The sequence below is a fragment of the Vibrio chagasii genome, from assembly GCA_041879415.1.
Classification (GTDB): domain Bacteria; phylum Pseudomonadota; class Gammaproteobacteria; order Enterobacterales; family Vibrionaceae; genus Vibrio.
This window is the reverse complement of sequence record CP090852.1, coordinates 757,657-775,266: the sequence shown is the minus strand read 5'-3', so window position 1 is coordinate 775,266 and position 17,610 is coordinate 757,657. Positions and strand designations below refer to the sequence as shown.

The following is a 17,610-nucleotide window of genomic DNA, read 5'->3' as shown; positions in this document are numbered from 1 at the left end:
TAAACAAAAGGGTCACCCATAATCGGGTGACCCTTTTTAGTTGAAGTGAAGTATTTACGAAGTATCTACAACGTATTTACTTTGCCTTGCGAGTGCTTATTTTATTGACCAAGCGATCGTCTCGCCGCCACGAATTGGCACAACGATGTCTGAACCAAATGGCATGGTTTCAGCAACGTTCCACTCTTCTTTTACTAGAGTGATGGTGTCAGTGTTACGTGGGATGCCGTAGAAGTCTGGACCGTTGTGGCTTGCGAACGCTTCTAGGTTCTCAATCTTGCTTTCTAATTCGAACACTTCAGCGTACAGTTCAACAGCTGCGTGTGCCGTGTAAGAACCCGCACAGCCACATGCGGACTCTTTTGCGCCTTTTGCGTGCGGTGCTGAGTCTGTACCTAAGAAGAACTTCTTGCTGCCGCTTGTCGCTGCTTCAATTAGCGCTTTTTGGTGAGTGTTGCGCTTAAGGATTGGTAGGCAGTAGAAGTGTGGCTTAATGCCGCCAACCAGCATGTGGTTGCGGTTGTAAAGCAAGTGATGGGCTGTGATTGTCGCGGCAACGTTGTCGTTCGCGTTCTTTACGAAATTCGCAGCATCTGCAGTCGTGATGTGCTCTAGAACGATTTTTAGGTTAGGGAAGTCATTCACGATTGGCGCAAGAACGGTGTCTAGGAACTCTTTCTCACGGTCAAAGATATCAACATCGTGCGTGGTTACTTCGCCGTGTACCAAAAGTAGCATGCCAACTTCTTGCATAGCTTCTAGTACGTGGTAGATGTTCTTCGCAGAGGTTACACCTGAGTCAGAGTTAGTTGTTGCGCCAGCTGGGTAAAGCTTTGCAGCCACAACAGCGCCAGATTCTTTCGCTTTGCGAATTTCATCAGGTGTTGTGTTGTCTGTCAGGTAAAGTGCCATTAAAGGCTGGAACTGCTCGCTTGGCTGCTCTGCCATGATGCGTTCACGGTAAGCTAGAGCCATTTCGGTATCAGTTACCGGTGGGATGGTATTTGGCATGATTAACGCTCGACCATTGTAGCGGCTGATATCGCGCACTGTATCTTTTAATACTTCGCCATCGCGTAGATGAACGTGCCAGTCGTCAGGACGAGTAATCGTAAGTTGTGTCATTGAAGGCTCCCACCATTTGAAGTGTTATGTAGTTGGAGCCTAAACTCGGCGAAATCTGTGAAAGCAATCGCTTACGTTTAGGCGACAGGATGATAGTGGAAAAGCACTTTCATTTCATCCTATTTTTAACTCTTCAGGGTTAGGAGCTTGTTTTTCTGCGTATTTTATTCGGTATTTATTTTTGAAGATGGGTTATCGAGTCGCTACCCACAACCCGTGGATCATTCCCGGAACCCAGAAGAAGAAAGTGAGGACGATGTTGATCAAAAGGTCTTTGCCTGCGCCTCGTGCGAAAAACACACCCAAAGGAGGAAGCAGTACACATAAGATGATAATGACGAGTTTGTTCATGATAAATCCTTTTTATTCAATGAAAGTTCAATGCACTAACTGTATTCACAGTATAGAAGGTCTGGAGAGTGTTAATGCATTGCTGCCTTAATGTATAGAAGACAATGAGTTAAACATCTCAAGATATTCGCTTAGTATCAAGTGTTTAATGGCTGCCAGTTTATCTATTTATAACCATTTGTTAGCATTGGGACAAACTATAAAACATTGGAATCGTTATGTCGCAGTCACCTCTAGATCGAAAGGCTTCAGAGCAAGCTCCTTCCTTATCTCAAATCAATGTGTTTCCGGTTAAATCAGTGGGCGGCATTGCGCTTTCTTCTGCTTGGGTTGAAAAACAAGGTCTCACTTTTGACAGACGTTTCATGCTGGCATTGGCTGACGGCTCAATGGTTACGGCGCGTAAATATCCTAAAATGGTTAAAGTGTCTTCCAGCTTACTGCCAGATGGCTTGATTTTTACTTACGAAGGCAAAGAGCCACTGCGCCTTAAGTATGCGAACTTTAAGATGCAAGAAGCGCCAGCAACAGTGTGGAAAGACAGCTTCACGGCCTACACAACCAGTGACGAAGCTGATGACTGGTTTAGTGATGTATTGGGTGTACGTGTTGAGCTACTTTTCTCTGGTGAACAATCGAATCGTGTTCGTGAAAAGTTGGGCCATAATGTGAGTTTTGCCGACGGTTACCCGATGTTGATCATCAGCCAAGCTTCGCTTGATGAGTTGAATCGCCGCAGCCCTGAAACGCATTCCATGGATCAGTTCCGCACCAATTTTGTCGTCTCAAACACTGAAGCGTTTGCTGAAGATGGCTGGAAGCGTATTCGAATTGGTGAGGTTGAGTTCGAGGCGGTGAAGCCTTGTGAACGTTGTATTCTAACCACGGTTGATGTTAACAGTGGTGAGTTAAGAGCGACAAAAGAGCCACTGAATACCTTCTCTAAATTCAGAGCCAATGATCGTGGTGGTGTGTTCTTTGGTCAGAACCTAGTCGCTAAGAACGAAGGCTTAGTTAGAGCGGGTGATGTGGTTGAAGTACTCGAAACTAAAGAAAAAGAACATTACGAAGACACATGGGTAGAGTCGCTGCATTTAACTTGCGTCGAGCGTGAAGAGATCGCTCGAGACTTTACAACATTTTGGTTAGAGCCAGCGAAAGAGAACCACTCTTTACCAAGTTACCAACCAGGTCAGCATCTGCCGATTGAAATGGTTATTGATGGTGAAAAAGTGTCTCGTCGTTACACGCTATCTTCAAGCCCATCTCGCGCGGGTCGTTTAGCGATTTCAGTGAAGCGTGTTAATGATGGCCAGATCTCCAACTGGTTGAACGATAATTTCCAAGTTGGCGATACCTTAGTTGCGCAAAACCCAGATGGTGCTTTCTATTTAGAAGAGAACCCAACGCACCCATTATTATTGCTTTCTGCGGGTAGCGGTATCACGCCTATGCTGTCGATGCTTCGCTATTTAGCAGACCATGGTCAGGTTAATGATGTGGTGTTCTATCATCAATGCAGCAGCGAAGAAGATATTCCTTATCAAGCTGAGATTGACCAGATCGCCAAAGAGCACAAAGGCTTACGTGTGATCTATTCGTTGAGCCAACCAACGAAAGAGTGGGATGGTTTATCTGGTCGTTTGAGCGTGTCGCATGTCGCCAAGATTGAAGCGCTTCATAAACGCCAAGCTTTTGTGTGTGGTCCTGATGGCTTTATGGATAATGCAAAGAAACTACTGATTCAAATGGGCTTGAATCCTCAGCACTATCATCAAGAAGCATTTGGTGTCGCACAATCAACGGAAGAGACAGTTAAGCAGCTGCAGCTAAGTGTTAATGGCTATCTATTCGAAGGGAATAACCAGTCTACCTTATTAGAGCAAGCTGAGTCGGCGGGTGTATCTATTGCATCAAGCTGCCGTGCCGGTTTTTGTGGTGCTTGTAAAGTGACCCTTGAGTCTGGGCAAGTTCACCAACCAGATGTACCAGCGCTGCAGGAGCACGAACGTAACATGGGCCAGATTTTAGCATGTTGCAGTGTGCCTCAAACGGATATCGAAGTTGTGGATTAATGGCTAATTAAGTCACTCCCTCCATAAAATAGAAAAGGCCGGAAGTTGAACTTCCGGCCTCTTTAATTTGAGATTAACTTAAAGCATTAATCGTAGATCGTCGGGATTGGTTGACGCTTGTGCTGTGTTGCTTTGTAGATGCTCACTAAGCGGTCTGATACGTCTTGAGGTACTTCTTTACCTTCAAGGAAATCATCGATTTGATCGTAAGTTAAGTTTAGCGCTGCTTCGTCAGCTTTTTGAGGGTCAAGCTCTTCTAGATCGGCAGTTGGCACTTTCTTAACTAGCTGCTCTGGTGCGCCTAGTGTTGCCGCAAGCTCACGAACTTGACGCTTGTTTAGGCCAAATAGAGGTGCTAAATCACAGGCACCGTCGCCGTGTTTAGTGTAAAAACCAGTGATGTTTTCTGCTGAATGATCGGTACCAATCACAAGACCACCAACGTAACCTGCGATTTCGTATTGTGCGATCATACGAGCTCGAGCTTTTACGTTACCTTTTACAAAGTCGATTTTTGCCGAGTCTGTTGGTAGTAGGCCCGTTCCTTCAAGTGCAACGTGAGAAGCCGCGTGAAGTCCATCAACACCCGCTTTAATGTTTACAGAAACTGATTGAGAAGGCTGGATAAAAGAGAGAGCAAGTTGTGCTTCATCTTCATCTTTTTGCTCACCGTAAGGTAGGCGAACTGCGATGAATTGGTAGTCGTTGCTACCTGTGCTTTCATTCAAGCTGTCAACTGCCAGTTGTGCTAGACGACCACAAGTAGTCGAGTCTACACCACCACTGATACCAAGAATTAGGGACTTACAGCCAGACTGCTGAAGTTTCGTTTTGATAAAGTCCACACGACGAGTCACTTCGAAGTGAGGGTCAATTGAAGGTAGTACGCGCATTTCGTCACGAATTAACTGTTCCATTCGTATTCCTTTCCTGCAAGCAAATTAAAAATCTAGTGTTATCATACCTAAATCATTCGATTTAAAAACCTCTTTGCACAAGCTTAGAAAGAGAAGGCAGCAATTAATAATGGAAAAAATAGCCATTTTCGGTAGTGCGTTTAATCCGCCGAGCTTAGGGCATAAAAGTGTGATTGACTCACTGGCTCATTTCGACAAGATTCTTCTGGTACCAAGTATTGCCCATGCTTGGGGAAAAGAGATGCTAGACTTTGATACGAGATGTCAGTTAGTTAATGCATTTATTAGTGATCTTTCATTGGATCAAGTTGAACTATCATTGATCGAAAAGAGTTTGTTCACGCCCGGTGAAAGTGTGACAACTTATGCGGTACTCAGTGAATTACAAAAGTTACATGGTGACGCTGAACTTACGTTTGTAATTGGACCGGACAACTTCTTCAAGTTCTCATCTTTCTATAAGTCAGATGAGATTACCGAGCGATGGTCTGTAATGGCTTGCCCGGAGAAGGTGAAGATCCGCAGTACAGACATTCGTAATGCATTGATAAGTGGAAGCGATGTATCAAAACTGAGTACAAAGTCAGTTACAAAGATGTTGCAAGATAGTGGACTGTATACAATAATGTAGATTCACTAATTCAAGAGGTCTGATGACTATGCTAAAGCGCGCGATACCAGCGACGATAATCATTGCAGCATGCAGTTTACCTGCACAGGCTGAATGTGACTTTTTTAGCTTAGACTCAATCATGCTGGCTTCTGATGATGAAAATAGCTGCCTAGATTTTTCTACGAGCATCGAGTCTTTCGGTCAGCGCATGCTAGAAATCACTGGTATGAGTGAAGAAGAAGCCGAGAGCACACCTGACTATTGGTCTGACTGGGTACTTCAAACCAAGGACACGCCACTGTTAACGCAAAGCCTTGAGTCTAACTATGTTGGATTGGGAATGTGGTTCCCTGAAGATTTGGAAGACGAACAGTATGATATGTCTACTGAAGAGTGGCTTTTGAACCATGGTTTGCAATTGAGCATTGGCTTCGGTGAGAAAGTAGAAGGTCAACCACGTATGCGTTTTGATTATCGTTGGCACGATTCAAGAGATGCCGATTTGATGATGCAAGTCGAGTTACCATTTTAGACGAACGCGATCCTTCTATAAGATTGTAAATCTAGCTTTTATTTATCCTGAATTAGTAATAAGAATTAAAAAAGCCGCAGAAACTCAGTTTTTGCGGCTTTTTAGTATCTAAATTTTGGCTTTTCTCAGCGATATTAGGCCTTATTAGCGACTATAGGTCGTCACCAAACACCAGCATACACAGTTGTTCAAACTCTTCTTCTTTACCCGAGAATAGGTCATCGATCACAGCAGCACGCTTCTGGCCTGATTGCATGCGCTTCTTCGCCTCGCGCATTACCATCACTAAGGTGTGCTCTTGTGGCAGATTAGAGTCATCAATGTTCCACTGATTGAATCGTTGAGACAACGCACTTTCACAAAGCAGTGGTTTGAATGCCAACACTTCTTGCTTGAGTACAGAAAGCATGTCTTTGCACGCTTGCTCGGTATTGTTAGCACCGGAAGCTCGGTCGTGAGTAAGCTCTAGCTTCTCTAGCAACGCCAAAGAGAGGTTGGTTTGCGTGATGTAACCTGCTTGGCGTGGGAAAGCATCCGTCAGTCGAACAGAGAAATCGACACGGCTAACTTGAGTGTTAGGGAAGTAAGTCAACGAAGTTAAGCAGTCAAATGGAATCCAAACGCTTTGGCCAGGTTCTACGGCGTACTCCTGCTTACCCAGTTTGATCAAAACCAAGCCACTTTGAACCGATACAAGGCTATGTTTTAGTACTTTCTTGCGTGGTGTGATCACCAGGTGTGAAAAGTAAGCCGATGTATATTCAATAGCGAAGTTCATAGATAGTACCTTAATTTTGGGGCGTCAAGATTACCGTTAATCTCAAAGAATGCCAACAATAACAGGCTATTTTCACTGTTTCTGGTCTGACCTTGTCAAAAGTATGGGCTCTGTAGCTGCGAGAAGTCAAAACAACGCGTAGAATGAGCCAGCTTTTTATTATATGAATGAAAAAATGACCTCTCCAACCGATCCATATGTTGATATTCGTCCTTACGGCGATGATGAAATTCCAGCGGCACTAAACCGTCTTATTAATGATGAAGAATTCATCAGTGCGATTCTGAACTACCGTTTTTCGAATCACGCAGCTTGGTTCCAAGCATTAATGAGCCCAATTCTACGTGTTTACTTAAAAATGAAGTGGAGCAAGCTGACTAGCGTTGAATCCATTCAGATTGAAGTGAAAAAGTACTTACGTGACACGTTAGCGAACACCACAAACGGTGTGACGTACACAGGCTTAGAGTCATTGGATGTGAATCAAGCATACTTGTTTGTATCAAACCATCGTGACATTGCTATGGATCCGGCGTTGGTGAACTACGCATTGCATCAACAAAATCACCAAACTTGTCGCATTGCGATTGGTGATAACCTTCTGAAGAAGCCGTGTGCGACAGAACTGATGCGCCTGAATAAGAGCTTTATCGTTAAGCGCTCTCTTAAAGGGCCGCGTGAAATGATGAAAGCGTTAGGCCAGCTCTCTTCTTACATTAAGCACTCTTTAGACACCGGTAACTCTATCTGGATCGCTCAGAAAGAAGGCCGCGCAAAAGACGGTAATGATTTCACTGATCCTGCAATCCTTAAAATGTTCCATGTTGAAGGACGCAAGCAGAAGGTGGCATTCCCTGAATACGTGAAGTCACTGAAGATTGTTCCTGTTGCTATCTCATATGAAAATGACCCTTGTGATACGGCGAAAGCGATCGAGTTGTTTGAAAAAGATGTAAACGGCAGCTACGAAAAAGGCGAATTTGAAGATATTGAGAGCATTATCCAAGGTATTGTGGGCAACAAAGGCCGCATTCACGTTGGTTTTGGTCAGGTTATCGATCAAGACTTTGAGACTCCAGAAGCATTGGCTGAAGAGATTGATCGCCAGATCCATGATAACTACAAGCTGTTCCCAGTAAATCTACTGGCGGCAGAGAAAGAAGATGACTCGATCACTGCTACGGTTAAGAAAGAGTTCGAAGATAAGTTAGCGACGTTACCAAAAGGTGCGCGCCAGTACTTGATCGACAGCTATGCTAACCCAGTGAAGAACATTGGTTAGCGAACATTTCGCTTAATTGATTGAATTGAAAAAGGAGCCTTGAGCTCCTTTTTTTGTTTTTCTGCTTATACTTTTGTTGGAAAGGAGCAAAGTTAAAGGCAAGGCTAGCGCGCCACGGCACCGCCCAGTTCCAAATTTGTTGGCCAAGTCGTGACTGTGTTGCCACCTAAATAGATATTGCCTTTCACCGTCATCGTCTCTGGGAATGCAGTAATTGCTGAGCCGCCGATATATAGGTCACCGTCAATCACAATGCCGTTTGGCAGTTCGGTTAAAGGAGTGCGAATCACGCTAAGGTCGCCTCTCACTCGCAAGCCGTTGGGCAGCCTTTGCAGTGGGGTGTCAGTGAAGTTAATGAACCCGCCGACTCTGACGCCTTTTGGCCAGCTGGTGATTTTGCTACCCATGAAGTCGGCGTAGCCTTTGATTTTTACACCACTTGCTACTCTGGTTAGCTGACTATTAGAAGCCTTGAGGCTACCGTTAACATCAAGCCCTTTAGGCAAACGTGTGATCGGGGTGTTTTCGATATTAAGATTACCATCGACCACTAAACCAGTTGGAAGCGCTGTGTAAGGCTTATTTCGGAGATATAAGTTTCCGTAATTGTCCAGATGGTTCAATATTTGATAGTGATCGATTGGTTCTGCACTGACATTTGTTATGGTTAAAGAACCAATAATAAGTGCAATTATTCTGAGCATAACAGGCTTCTTATTACGATAGACGCTAACACTATAATGGAAAAATTATTCTCGCATAGTGTTTTACCCATTTGGCGGTAGATAAAATAGAAATCGTTTGGCTAATCAGAAATTAAACGACAATGGCAGGTAAATGGATGACTAGAGTAAATATACAAATAGTTAAGAGCGTTTTGGTAGCAAGTGCAATTTTTTGCTCAATGCCTGCTAGTGCGAACAAAGTAATTTCAACACCGGGGAAAGCTGCGGTGGTGGTTACTCAAAGTGGTCAACAGCAACGAGTTTGTTATTACGATGACAAGGCATACAGCATTGGAGCGGTGCTCGAAGTCTCTGGTGTTGTGATTCAATGTGCTGCGGAAAACGATTTTGAAACGAATGGCGCACTTGCTTGGATACAAATAAAAAAAGACGAGTAATTTAACTCGTCTTTATATAGGAGCATAAATGCTTATATTAACGCGCTAGAGAGCGAGTCTTAAGTTCGAAAATAATCTTTTCTGCGCTTACTTCGAACTTGAAGCGTGCATGCAATTCAGTACTTTCTTCGGTCATTTCTGACGCTTCATACTCAACATTGCTAGACACTTGCTTTGCTAGCTCTACGTACTTTGCAAATTCAGCTTCAATTAGTGCTTTCGAGTTGCCGTATACAGTTACTTCAGCAACATCGTCACCTTCTTTAATGATGAACCCGATTTCGCCTGCACAGCCGCAAGCTTCACATACGTCGTTGTTACCCATATCTTGGCTCATAAATAATCCTCTTACAAAATCTGAGGTTATTCTAACGAGCAATTTGAACTGTATCTACAAAAATTAAAATCTTTGAACTAATTCGCACTGGTATGCTATGTTGTTTGTTGTGGGATTAAATGAATATGTACATTCGCGCCGACAAATATGTATGTGATCTATCTCATGTTTTGTTGAAAAGCAGTGTCATTAATTTGTTAGAATATCATTCAGTTAGTTGCGTCGTGACTAATTTTATAAGACTATCTATTGCTTGATAGGTATTTATACAATGAATTTATTGTTGGGTATTTGATATTCTAAGTAGTTATTTTAGATTAACCACTTAGAGCGGTAAGGTTACTTTCGAAGAATAATTAGACAAAGTGCCCAAAGAGGCAGCACTGTAAAGTTGTTTATGCGAAGTACTGGCGGGTATTTTAATGGAAATACTTGCGAAAAAATGCCTTGCTCACATAATGCTGATAACAATTTTCATTCTGACTTCATTTTATTGAGTTAGATGGATTTACAAAGAGAAGAGCCTGAATATGCCAAAGCGTAGTAAAGAAGATACAGAAATCACAATCCAGAAGATTATGGATGCCGTTGTAGACCAGTTACTAAGGTTGGGTTACGACAAGATGTCATACACGACGTTGAGTCAGCAAACGGGCGTTTCTCGTACAGGTATAAGCCACCACTTTCCAAAGAAAACAGATTTCACAGCTGCTCTAGACGGTCGAATCTTCAAGATGTTCATGGAGCACATTGATTTCGAAAATGGTCTTGATGCATTTTCAGCTAGCTGGGTTAAAGCGCTTGAAGACGCTGAGTTCCTAGCAATCTTACGTTTACTTTTCCACCATATCGTTACAGCTGAAAACGCACACGAATTTGCGGCAAACGGTATTGATCGTCTTTACAAGCTAACTGAGACTCAGTTTGGTGATACAAGCGGTAAAGAACTTGAGTGGTTGATTGGTAAATCACTGATTCGTATGAGCCAATAATCAATACGTACTAAAAGAAGCTCCTGAGGGAGCTTTTTTTGTGCCTATCGTCTGATATCTGTCACTTCTTTTCTTTTGTCACTCTCTAAAGCAGCTCGTTTATTCGCGTCTCTAATAGCGATATTTCTTTTCTTTTTATAGGCTTACATTTGCCTTGTGCTCATCTTTTTCAATCTAACTTGGCGAGTGTCTACTGATAATGTTCATTTCTAGCGCCTCAAAGGCTCGAGGTGAGACGTTTTGGGAGCATTGCTATGGTTACTGGTAAAATTAAGTTTAAGGCGAGAGAGAGGCTATGAGCCAATAAAAAAACCTCGATAAAATCGAGGCTTATAGTGATTTAATTGTCATTAGTGGCGGGTGCTAAAAATGAGCAGGATCTAAATTGAATTTATTGTGCTGGGTGTACCTGAGGAAAGCTCATCGTCGGGTGCTTTTCTACGATGCTTTTATATCCATAAACATCTTCAATCATTGACGGCTTGAGCGCTTCCCAAGGGCTGCCATCACACACTAAATTACCATCTTTCAATACCACCAATCGGTCGGAATACTGAGCCGCTAAGTTTAGATCGTGCAACACCACGATAACGGCTGCATTATGATTGTCTGCAAGTTCTCTCGCGATCTTTAGCGTGTTGTGCTGGTGGGCAAGATCCAATGCAGAGGTGGGTTCATCAAGCATCAAGATGCATTGGTCGCCAGAGTGGTGGAGTTGAGTGAGTACTCGAGCCAAGTGAACTCTCTGCTTTTCACCACCGGAAAGAGAGGGATAAAGCCTCTCTCCTAAGTGAGATACATCGGCGATGTCCATCTTTTGGTTCGCGATGTTGGTCAGCGTCTTATTTGACTCTTGCAGTGGAATACCACCAAGTTCAACAACTTCGTGCGCCAGAAACGGGAAAGTTAACGTACTGTGTTGAGGAAGCATAGCCAGATGTTTAGCCAACTTGTGTGAAGGCCATTTGTCTTTAGCATGCCCAAAGTACTGAATGTCACCACTACTGGATATCTCTTTGCACAAGGCTTTGAGTAGTGTGCTTTTGCCTGCTCCATTTGGGCCAAGCAGCGTGGTGACCTTTCCTGCTTCAATCTCTATGGATACGCTATCTAGTATCTTTTTGCTGCCGAACTTTACTTCAATATCGGTCGCTTTTAACGCTGCAGGAAACATTAAAGGATTCTCCCTTTCTGTTGGAATAGTAGGTACAAGAAGAAGGGCGCGCCAATAATCGCAGTGACAATACCTACTGGTAGTTCTGCTGGGGCAAGAGCAACGCGTGAGAACATGTCTGCCGCTGTTAACAGTAGTGCGCCTAGTACCGCTGATAAAGGCAACAGAACTCGATGATCAGGACCCGCTAACATGCGACCTAAATGTGGGATAACCAGTCCGATAAAACCAATCATGCCAGATAGGCTTACCGTGATACCCACACCCGCTGCTGTCAGCAGAATAAGCTGTCGTTTAAGTTTTTGAACTGGAATACCCAGGTGTTGCGCTTCTGATTCACCTAGGAGTAGGGCATTCAGAGACATCGCTTGTCGGTAAAAAATGACGAACAGTCCAACGAGCGTAATTGCAGCAAGTATAATCCCCGACCATTTAGCGCCAGCTAATGAGCCCATCGACCATAGCGAAAGGTCACGCAGCATTTGATCATCAGCGATGAAGTTTAAGAAGCCTATCCCTGCACCTGAAAGTGCGCTGATTGCGACACCCGCTAACAGCATGATAGTTACTGAAGTTCCGAACTTGCCAGTACCAAGTTTGTAAACCAGTAATGTGGTTAGAGCGCCACCCAAAAAAGCAAATACAGGTACTGCGGCAAAGTTCATGAATGCCGGATATTGAAGTGAAAGCTCAGAGAACAGAACGATAGCTAGTGCAGCCCCTAAGGCCGCACCGGCAGACACGCCAATGATGCCAGGCTCAGCCAGTGGGTTACGGAATAGCCCCTGCATGACGGCACCGCATAGTGCGAGAATGGCACCAATTAGCATGCATAGTATGGTTCTAGGCAGTCGTATTTCTTGAATGACTAAATTGATGTGAGGCGCTAAGTCATTGTTTGGACGAATTAAGCTCGTTGCGCTGTCCATTAAACTAATATTCATTGGCCCAACAGTGATTGAGTACAGCGCGACAAAGGCTAGGGTTGTACCTAGGCCTAACATCGTTGTTTTTAGGGGGACGGATCGTAGCAACATAAAGGGCCTCTATGTCTATTACTAGCCAGAAAGCTCATCACCAACATGGTTCTAAAGGATTGGTGATGGAGCTAGGCTATAGCAATAGTTGGAATAGGTAGTCGAGTTATAGCGGATAGATAAGTGCGTTTAGTCGCTTCGCTTCAGAAAGGCTTTCCAGACCAAGTCCGCCCACTAAAGCGCTGCCATTTACAGTGATGATTTGCTTGTTCATGCCTGCAGGGGTTGCCGCTAACATAGGTAACGACTTAAGAATCGCATCAGCGCCGCCCATTTTTTGGTAACTGCGGCCACTCACTAAAATGACATCAGGTTGCATCTCGACAAGCGATTCCATTGATAATGGTTTGTAAGATGTAAGGCTTTGAGCTGCTGGGTTGATACCGCCAGCCAATTCAATGATTGCATTTGGTGACGTTTCACCACCCGCTACGTTGGCAGGACGACCTTCGTGCAGCAATAGGAACAGTACTTTCTTGGCTTGGTTATTTGGTACTTGATTGGCTTTAAGTGCTGCAATCTTTTGATTCACATCGGCTTTAACTTGCTGTGAGTGATCTTCAGTGTGTGTGATCTTTGCGATTTGGTCGATACGTTTTAGTAGCCCTTCCACGTTAGCCTCAGTGTTAACGATTTCGACATCGACGCCCGCAGATTTCAGTTGAGAGATTGCGTTGTCCGGTCCCATCTCATCAGAACCAATCAGTGTGGTTGGCTCTAGAGCAAGCAAACCTTCAGCAGATAGGTTTCTGTGGTAGCCGATCTTAGGCAGTTTTTCAGATTGAGGGAAACGACTGGTCACATCAATGCCAACCAATTGTTCTTCTGCGCCAAGCGCTAAAACCAATTCTGTAACGGCGCTGCCAGCACTGATGATTCGCGGTTGTTCAATGTCGTTAGCCATTGCGGTTGGTGCACTAAGAGCCAAGCTCATTGCTGCCAATGAAAAGAGAGAAGTCTTGGTCTTTAGTTTATTGAGCACGTTTAAATTGTTCATAATAATGTCTTTATACTGTCTTTTTGTATCGCGAAGATTCTCAGTGAGCAGTCCGTTCGCATTGTGAGTTTCTAATCAATAGAGAGACTCGGCTCCGGCTGTTTGGTCTTAGTAACCAAGGACCAAGCCCTCTGAATATTGGTTTGTTCTAACTGTCGTGTTTTCTAGTTATCGTCAGTGAGCAACTGAGTCGCAGGAATTCCGTTTTCTTGAAGGAAAGACAGAAGTTTCACTAAGTTCTCAACGTTGGCAGCTTTATCGGCCCCGATAATGATTGGCTTTTTATCCGTTGAGCCTGTCTCTTCGAGCAAGGCGATCTTGAAGTTTTCCCAGTCAATGTACTCTTTCCCGTTGATAGCCCAGTATGGTTCATGGTCTAAGATATTGACGCTAATCGAATCTTTGTGGACCTCTGAAACGTTTTTGACGTCTGAACTGGGTAGGTCAACTTCAAGTGACTCCAGCTTTACTGAAGCCGTAAGTAGTAGAAAAACCATCACGATAAAAATGATGTCGAGCAGCGGCGTTAAGTCTGGAGTTAGGCTCTGCGTATGGGACGAGTTTGGCGTTTTAATCATGCTTGGCTCACATCACCCACAGAGGCTTGGTTTGCCGACGTATGATTTACATCGCCAGACTGGTTCGTTTGAATCGACATGCCTTCTAGCCACACATTTACGTAATTCAGAGTATGTTCAAGTTGCGCTAGTACTCTGTCCGCCCATAGCCCGAGCAGTTGCGCACCAGAGATAGCAGGTAGAGCAATCATCAAGCCAGCTGCGGTTGTTCTCATCGCTAAACCAAGTCCATCTGCCAAATCATTGGGTGTGATGCTGCCTGTTGTCGCTGCAACACCTTTAAACATCTCGATAAGCCCAAGTACTGTACCCAGTAGGCCGATAAGTGGACTGATAACACCAATTAACCCCAACAGTCTTAATCCTGCGTGCAGTTGGTGGCGTTTTTCTTGAAGCCAAATGCCAGCAGCATCTTCACGTAACCCTTTTGAAAATGAGTGGTGAGCGAGCAGCATAGAGACACCTTTGTAGAGCAAAGGTCTTTTACCTGAAATTGAATGAGCAAGTGCTTCGATTTCTTGGCTGTTAGTCGGTGAAATTTGGTTGAGCTCGCGGCGAATCGCACGTTTGCCAACACCGATGCTGAGCATGACTTGGAAGATTCGCTCAGCGATGATCATTGCCGTGAGTGCTGAACAGATGAGAAGCGGCCAAGTCATTAAGCCAAGTTGATCTTGTAAGTAACTGATTTGTTGCATGATTAATCCAACCTAAAACGAACAGGTATTTGTACACGGTGAGCGATTGCTCGGCCGTTGACAGTGTGAGGTGAGAACTTCCATTGTTTAATGGCTTCTAATGCGGCGTTGTCGAGCATCAGTGCGCCTGATGAATTTACTAATGCTTGTTTAACTTGTTTACCTTCAGCGTCTAGCCAGATCTCGTAAGTTGCTACACCCTCGATACCACGACGTCGTGCTTGGCGAGGGTAATTCGGCGGTGTAGGGCGAGAAGAAAATGATGGCTTCGTGATTAATACGGGCTCTTTGTTTGATAGGCCTTGGTTTACTTCCTGAGGCTGGTTTGCAGACTCGTCCATATTTTTATCGACTTTCTTGTCGGCTAACTTTTCTGGTTGTGGCGTAGGTTTTGACTTTGCTTTTGGCTTAGGGCGCTCTTTCTTAACGACCTTCTTTTCAGCTACTGGCTTTTTTTGAACCGGCTTCTTTTCGACTTTCTTTGGCTGTGGCTTGTTGGTGATCGCCTTTTTCTTAGGTGTTGGTTTAGCCTGTTTTGGCTCAACAGCTTTTGGCTCTACTGGTTTAGGCTCTGCCTTTGCAACAGGTTCTTTTATTGGTTCTGGTTCAACGGGCTCGGTGACCGTTTTTTGTTGAGCTTGAGAAGGTGTGCTCTTCGGAGTGAAGTTGATCGATACCGTGTTCGATTGGCTACCTGCAGGCATCGCAAATACTTTGGATTCTTGAGCGACAAATAATAGCGCCGCATGAATCACTAACGATGTACCGCCTGCAATAACATACCTAGGAACGTTCACTTTCAATCCTTTACCAAATCTAAATTCTGTACCGGATTATTGCTTAGAATCTAAATAAGATCAATTATCAATTGCATTATCATTTGCGGCTATTTATGATTCTCTCAGTTTTTAGCGAATAGTCTTCCAGACTTTGCTATGTAAGTGTTTAGAGAGATTATATGAGTCTTAATATTTATAAATTTGACGAATCAATCTTGGGCGTTTCTAGCCCTGATCCGCTTCGTTTTGCGTTTGCCAAAAAGCATTCTGCACACGCCGGAGGAAGCTCTATTCCGGTTGATCCGAGCAAGAAGTTGGAGCTCTTTGATGAACTGATGCTGAGTGAAGGGAAAAAACAGGATAAGCGTTGCTTGTATATCCATATTCCTTTTTGTCGCGTGCGTTGTACTTTCTGTAATTTTTTCCAAAATGCGGCAAGTCGCAAATTGGTAGACGAGTATTTCGATGCATTGATGGTCGAGCTCAAGCAAAAAGCCAAAACACCATGGGCACAGTCTGGGTTGTTTCATGCCGTTTATATCGGTGGGGGAACTCCAACCGATTTGTCGCCTAAACAAGTCGAGCTATTAGGCAAGGCTATTCGCCAATACTTCCCACTCGCCAATGATGTTGAAATGACTCTAGAAGGGCGCATCAACCGATTCGGTGATGACATGTTTGATAGTGCACTTGAAGGCGGCTTCAACCGATTCTCATTTGGTATTCAAAGTTTTAACACCAAAGTACGACGCAGCGCGAAACGTTTAGATGACCGTGAAGTGGTTCTAGAGCGTATCAGCTCTTTAAGCCGCACTGAGCAAGCACCGATCGTTCTCGATCTACTGTATGGACTACCGTATCAATCGATGGATGTGTTCCAACAAGATCTGGAAGACTACATGTCGACGGGGGCACACGGTATTGACCTTTACCAACTGATTGTTGGGGGCAGTGCTCCTATGCTTAATCTGGTTGAGAAAGGGAAGATCCCACCACCGGCTAATACGCCAGATAAAGCAAGCATGTATTTAGCGGGTGTTGAGTTCATGGCTAAGCACAAGGTTAAACAGCTGAGCGTCAATCACTGGACTCGCGACAACCGTGAACGCAGCATTTACAACAGTTTGGCGAAAACCTATGCCGAGGTTTTGCCTATTGGTTGTGGTGCTGGTGGCAATATCGGTGGTCACGGCGTGATGCAACATCGAACTTTAGACAGCTACATGGAGTCTATTAAGCAAGGGCAATTACCAATAGCCATGATGACCAAACAGAGTGCCTTGGAACCTACGTTCTCCACATTAAAGGCCGGCTTTGATTCTGGTGTGGTTAGAAGAAGCACACTTCCAAGTTTTATGGGGCAAGACACCTTCGATTACCTGAAACCTCTATTCGAACATTGGGAACAGAATGGTTTGGTTGAGCTTTCAGAAGATTATCTGAGTCTTACTATCGCTGGCAGCTTTTGGGCAGTAAGCCTAGCTCAGAGTGTTATTCAAGTGCTTAACGCCGAGTATCAGGCTGCGAACCCGGCTCCGAATGCAGCCGCAGCGGGTGTTCATCCACACGCAAGTTTGAAGCACGCTTAATATCGAATTTTCATTTTATAACTTACGTAATTACTTATTTATACGGAAATATATCCAATGACAGATACAACATTAGAAGTAACCGAAACTCTAGAGCAACGTGTCGCGCACATCCTAGAAGAAGAACCAAAACTGCTGCCAACTGCTATTGCAGAGAAGCTGGGCGTTTCAGAGGTTGAAGTCGTCGCTGCTTTTCCAAACGACATGGCAGTGATGCTAGATGGCAGCCGTGCTCAAGAAATTTTGGAAGGCTTAGTGGGTTGGGGACCAGTGACCACGATCGTGCACTCATTTGGATCTATCTTTGAAGTAAAGGCGCCGTTCCCGAAAGGTAAAGTAGCGCGTGGCTACTACAACTTGATGGGTAAAGATGGTGAGCTTCACGGTCACCTTAAGTTAGACAATATCAAACACATCGGTTTGGTGAGCAAAGCGTTCATGGGGCGTGAAAGCCATTACTTTGGTTTCTTCAGTGAAACGGGTGAGAACATTTTCAAGATTTACCTAGGCCGCAATGAAAAGCGTGAGCTTATCGCCGACCAAGTAGAACGCTTCAAAGCACTAAAAGAACAAGCTTAAGAAAAATCAGCAGCAGTTAATAAAACATTCATGCTCGAGGACCACATAGATTAA

At 44.3% G+C, this 17,610-nt stretch carries 20 protein-coding genes; 8 read left to right on the top strand and 12 right to left on the bottom strand.

The window, feature by feature from the left end; translation table 11 throughout:
* Positions 1–96: 96 nt before the first annotated feature.
* Together pyrC and L0991_17385 are read right to left on the bottom strand one after the other, a co-directional pair.
* Positions 97–1,125 (bottom strand): dihydroorotase, encoded by a 1,029-nt coding sequence (gene pyrC, locus L0991_17390; protein XGB65302.1) that lies wholly within the window; start codon positions 1,123–1,125, stop codon positions 97–99.
* 192 nt (positions 1,126–1,317) lie between these two features.
* Entirely contained in the window at positions 1,318–1,476 is a 159-nt protein-coding gene (locus L0991_17385) for a YqaE/Pmp3 family membrane protein (GenBank protein ID XGB65301.1), read from the bottom strand.
* A gap of 218 nt (positions 1,477–1,694) precedes the next feature.
* On the opposite strand from L0991_17385, the gene L0991_17380 reads away from it, so the two are divergent.
* Entirely contained in the window at positions 1,695–3,551 is a 1,857-nt protein-coding gene (locus L0991_17380; GenBank protein XGB65300.1) for a hybrid-cluster NAD(P)-dependent oxidoreductase, read from the top strand.
* An 86-nt stretch (positions 3,552–3,637) separates the two neighbouring features.
* Here L0991_17380 and nadE read toward each other — a convergent pair whose 3' ends face one another.
* Positions 3,638–4,468: an ammonia-dependent NAD(+) synthetase gene (gene nadE / locus L0991_17375; GenBank protein XGB65299.1), complete on the bottom strand. Its 831-nt coding sequence runs from the start codon at positions 4,466–4,468 to the stop codon at positions 3,638–3,640.
* A 109-nt stretch (positions 4,469–4,577) separates the two neighbouring features.
* Here nadE and L0991_17370 point away from each other — a divergent pair, with 109 nt between their 5' ends.
* Together L0991_17370 and L0991_17365 are read left to right on the top strand one after the other, a co-directional pair.
* Positions 4,578–5,099 (top strand): nicotinate-nicotinamide nucleotide adenylyltransferase, encoded by a 522-nt coding sequence (locus tag L0991_17370; GenBank protein ID XGB65298.1) that lies wholly within the window; start codon positions 4,578–4,580, stop codon positions 5,097–5,099.
* Positions 5,100–5,121: 22 nt separating this feature from the next.
* A complete protein-coding gene (locus L0991_17365; protein XGB65297.1) occupies positions 5,122–5,613 on the top strand; it encodes a hypothetical protein in 492 nt (163 codons plus the stop codon).
* Between the two features lie 151 nt (positions 5,614–5,764).
* Here the strand turns inward: L0991_17365 and L0991_17360 are convergent, their stop codons facing one another.
* A complete protein-coding gene (locus L0991_17360) occupies positions 5,765–6,391 on the bottom strand; it encodes an AraC family transcriptional regulator (protein XGB65296.1) in 627 nt (208 codons plus the stop codon).
* 175 nt (positions 6,392–6,566) lie between these two features.
* On the opposite strand from L0991_17360, the gene L0991_17355 reads away from it, so the two are divergent.
* On the top strand, positions 6,567–7,673 hold the full coding sequence (locus L0991_17355; protein ID XGB65295.1) for a 1-acyl-sn-glycerol-3-phosphate acyltransferase: 1,107 nt from the start codon (positions 6,567–6,569) through the stop codon (positions 7,671–7,673).
* Positions 7,674–7,777: 104 nt separating this feature from the next.
* Here L0991_17355 and L0991_17350 read toward each other — a convergent pair whose 3' ends face one another.
* Positions 7,778–8,377 carry a hypothetical protein gene (locus L0991_17350; protein ID XGB65294.1) on the bottom strand — a complete coding sequence of 200 codons (600 nt, stop codon included), beginning with the start codon at positions 8,375–8,377 and terminating at the stop codon, positions 7,778–7,780.
* Positions 8,378–8,499: 122 nt separating this feature from the next.
* Between L0991_17350 and L0991_17345 the strand changes: the two genes are divergently transcribed.
* Positions 8,500–8,796: a YnjH family protein gene (locus L0991_17345; protein XGB65293.1), complete on the top strand. Its 297-nt coding sequence runs from the start codon at positions 8,500–8,502 to the stop codon at positions 8,794–8,796.
* A 37-nt stretch (positions 8,797–8,833) separates the two neighbouring features.
* Here L0991_17345 and L0991_17340 read toward each other — a convergent pair whose 3' ends face one another.
* Entirely contained in the window at positions 8,834–9,133 is a 300-nt protein-coding gene (locus L0991_17340) for a YfcZ/YiiS family protein (GenBank protein ID XGB65292.1), read from the bottom strand.
* Between the two features lie 530 nt (positions 9,134–9,663).
* Here L0991_17340 and L0991_17335 point away from each other — a divergent pair.
* Positions 9,664–10,125 carry a TetR/AcrR family transcriptional regulator gene (locus tag L0991_17335; GenBank protein ID XGB65291.1) on the top strand — a complete coding sequence of 154 codons (462 nt, stop codon included), beginning with the start codon at positions 9,664–9,666 and terminating at the stop codon, positions 10,123–10,125.
* Between the two features lie 391 nt (positions 10,126–10,516).
* On the opposite strand, the gene L0991_17330 is transcribed toward L0991_17335, so the two are convergent.
* The 6 genes from L0991_17330 to L0991_17305 form a co-directional block, all read right to left on the bottom strand.
* Positions 10,517–11,299, bottom strand: coding sequence for a heme ABC transporter ATP-binding protein (locus L0991_17330; GenBank protein XGB65290.1), 783 nt, complete (start codon positions 11,297–11,299; stop codon positions 10,517–10,519).
* Positions 11,299–12,336 carry an iron ABC transporter permease gene (locus L0991_17325; protein XGB65289.1) on the bottom strand — a complete coding sequence of 346 codons (1,038 nt, stop codon included), beginning with the start codon at positions 12,334–12,336 and terminating at the stop codon, positions 11,299–11,301. The genes L0991_17330 and L0991_17325 overlap by 1 nt, the downstream gene beginning before the upstream one ends.
* Positions 12,337–12,442: 106 nt before the next feature.
* The gene (locus tag L0991_17320) at positions 12,443–13,333 is read right to left on the bottom strand and encodes an ABC transporter substrate-binding protein (GenBank protein ID XGB65288.1); all 891 of its coding nucleotides are present in this window, start codon (positions 13,331–13,333) and stop codon (positions 12,443–12,445) included.
* A gap of 164 nt (positions 13,334–13,497) precedes the next feature.
* On the bottom strand, positions 13,498–13,911 hold the full coding sequence (locus tag L0991_17315; protein ID XGB65287.1) for a biopolymer transporter ExbD: 414 nt from the start codon (positions 13,909–13,911) through the stop codon (positions 13,498–13,500).
* Positions 13,908–14,609 (bottom strand): MotA/TolQ/ExbB proton channel family protein, encoded by a 702-nt coding sequence (locus tag L0991_17310; protein XGB65286.1) that lies wholly within the window; start codon positions 14,607–14,609, stop codon positions 13,908–13,910. Before L0991_17310 ends, L0991_17315 begins: the two co-directional genes overlap by 4 nt.
* Positions 14,610–14,611: 2 nt before the next feature.
* Entirely contained in the window at positions 14,612–15,406 is a 795-nt protein-coding gene (locus L0991_17305) for an energy transducer TonB (protein XGB65285.1), read from the bottom strand.
* 161 nt (positions 15,407–15,567) lie between these two features.
* Here L0991_17305 and hutW point away from each other — a divergent pair, with 161 nt between their 5' ends.
* Positions 15,568–16,977, top strand: a complete 1,410-nt coding sequence (hutW, locus tag L0991_17300) for a heme anaerobic degradation radical SAM methyltransferase ChuW/HutW (GenBank protein XGB65284.1) — start codon at positions 15,568–15,570, stop codon at positions 16,975–16,977.
* A gap of 57 nt (positions 16,978–17,034) precedes the next feature.
* Positions 17,035–17,556, top strand: a complete 522-nt coding sequence (hutX, locus tag L0991_17295; protein XGB65283.1) for a heme utilization cystosolic carrier protein HutX — start codon at positions 17,035–17,037, stop codon at positions 17,554–17,556.
* Positions 17,557–17,610: the final 54 nt, after the last annotated feature.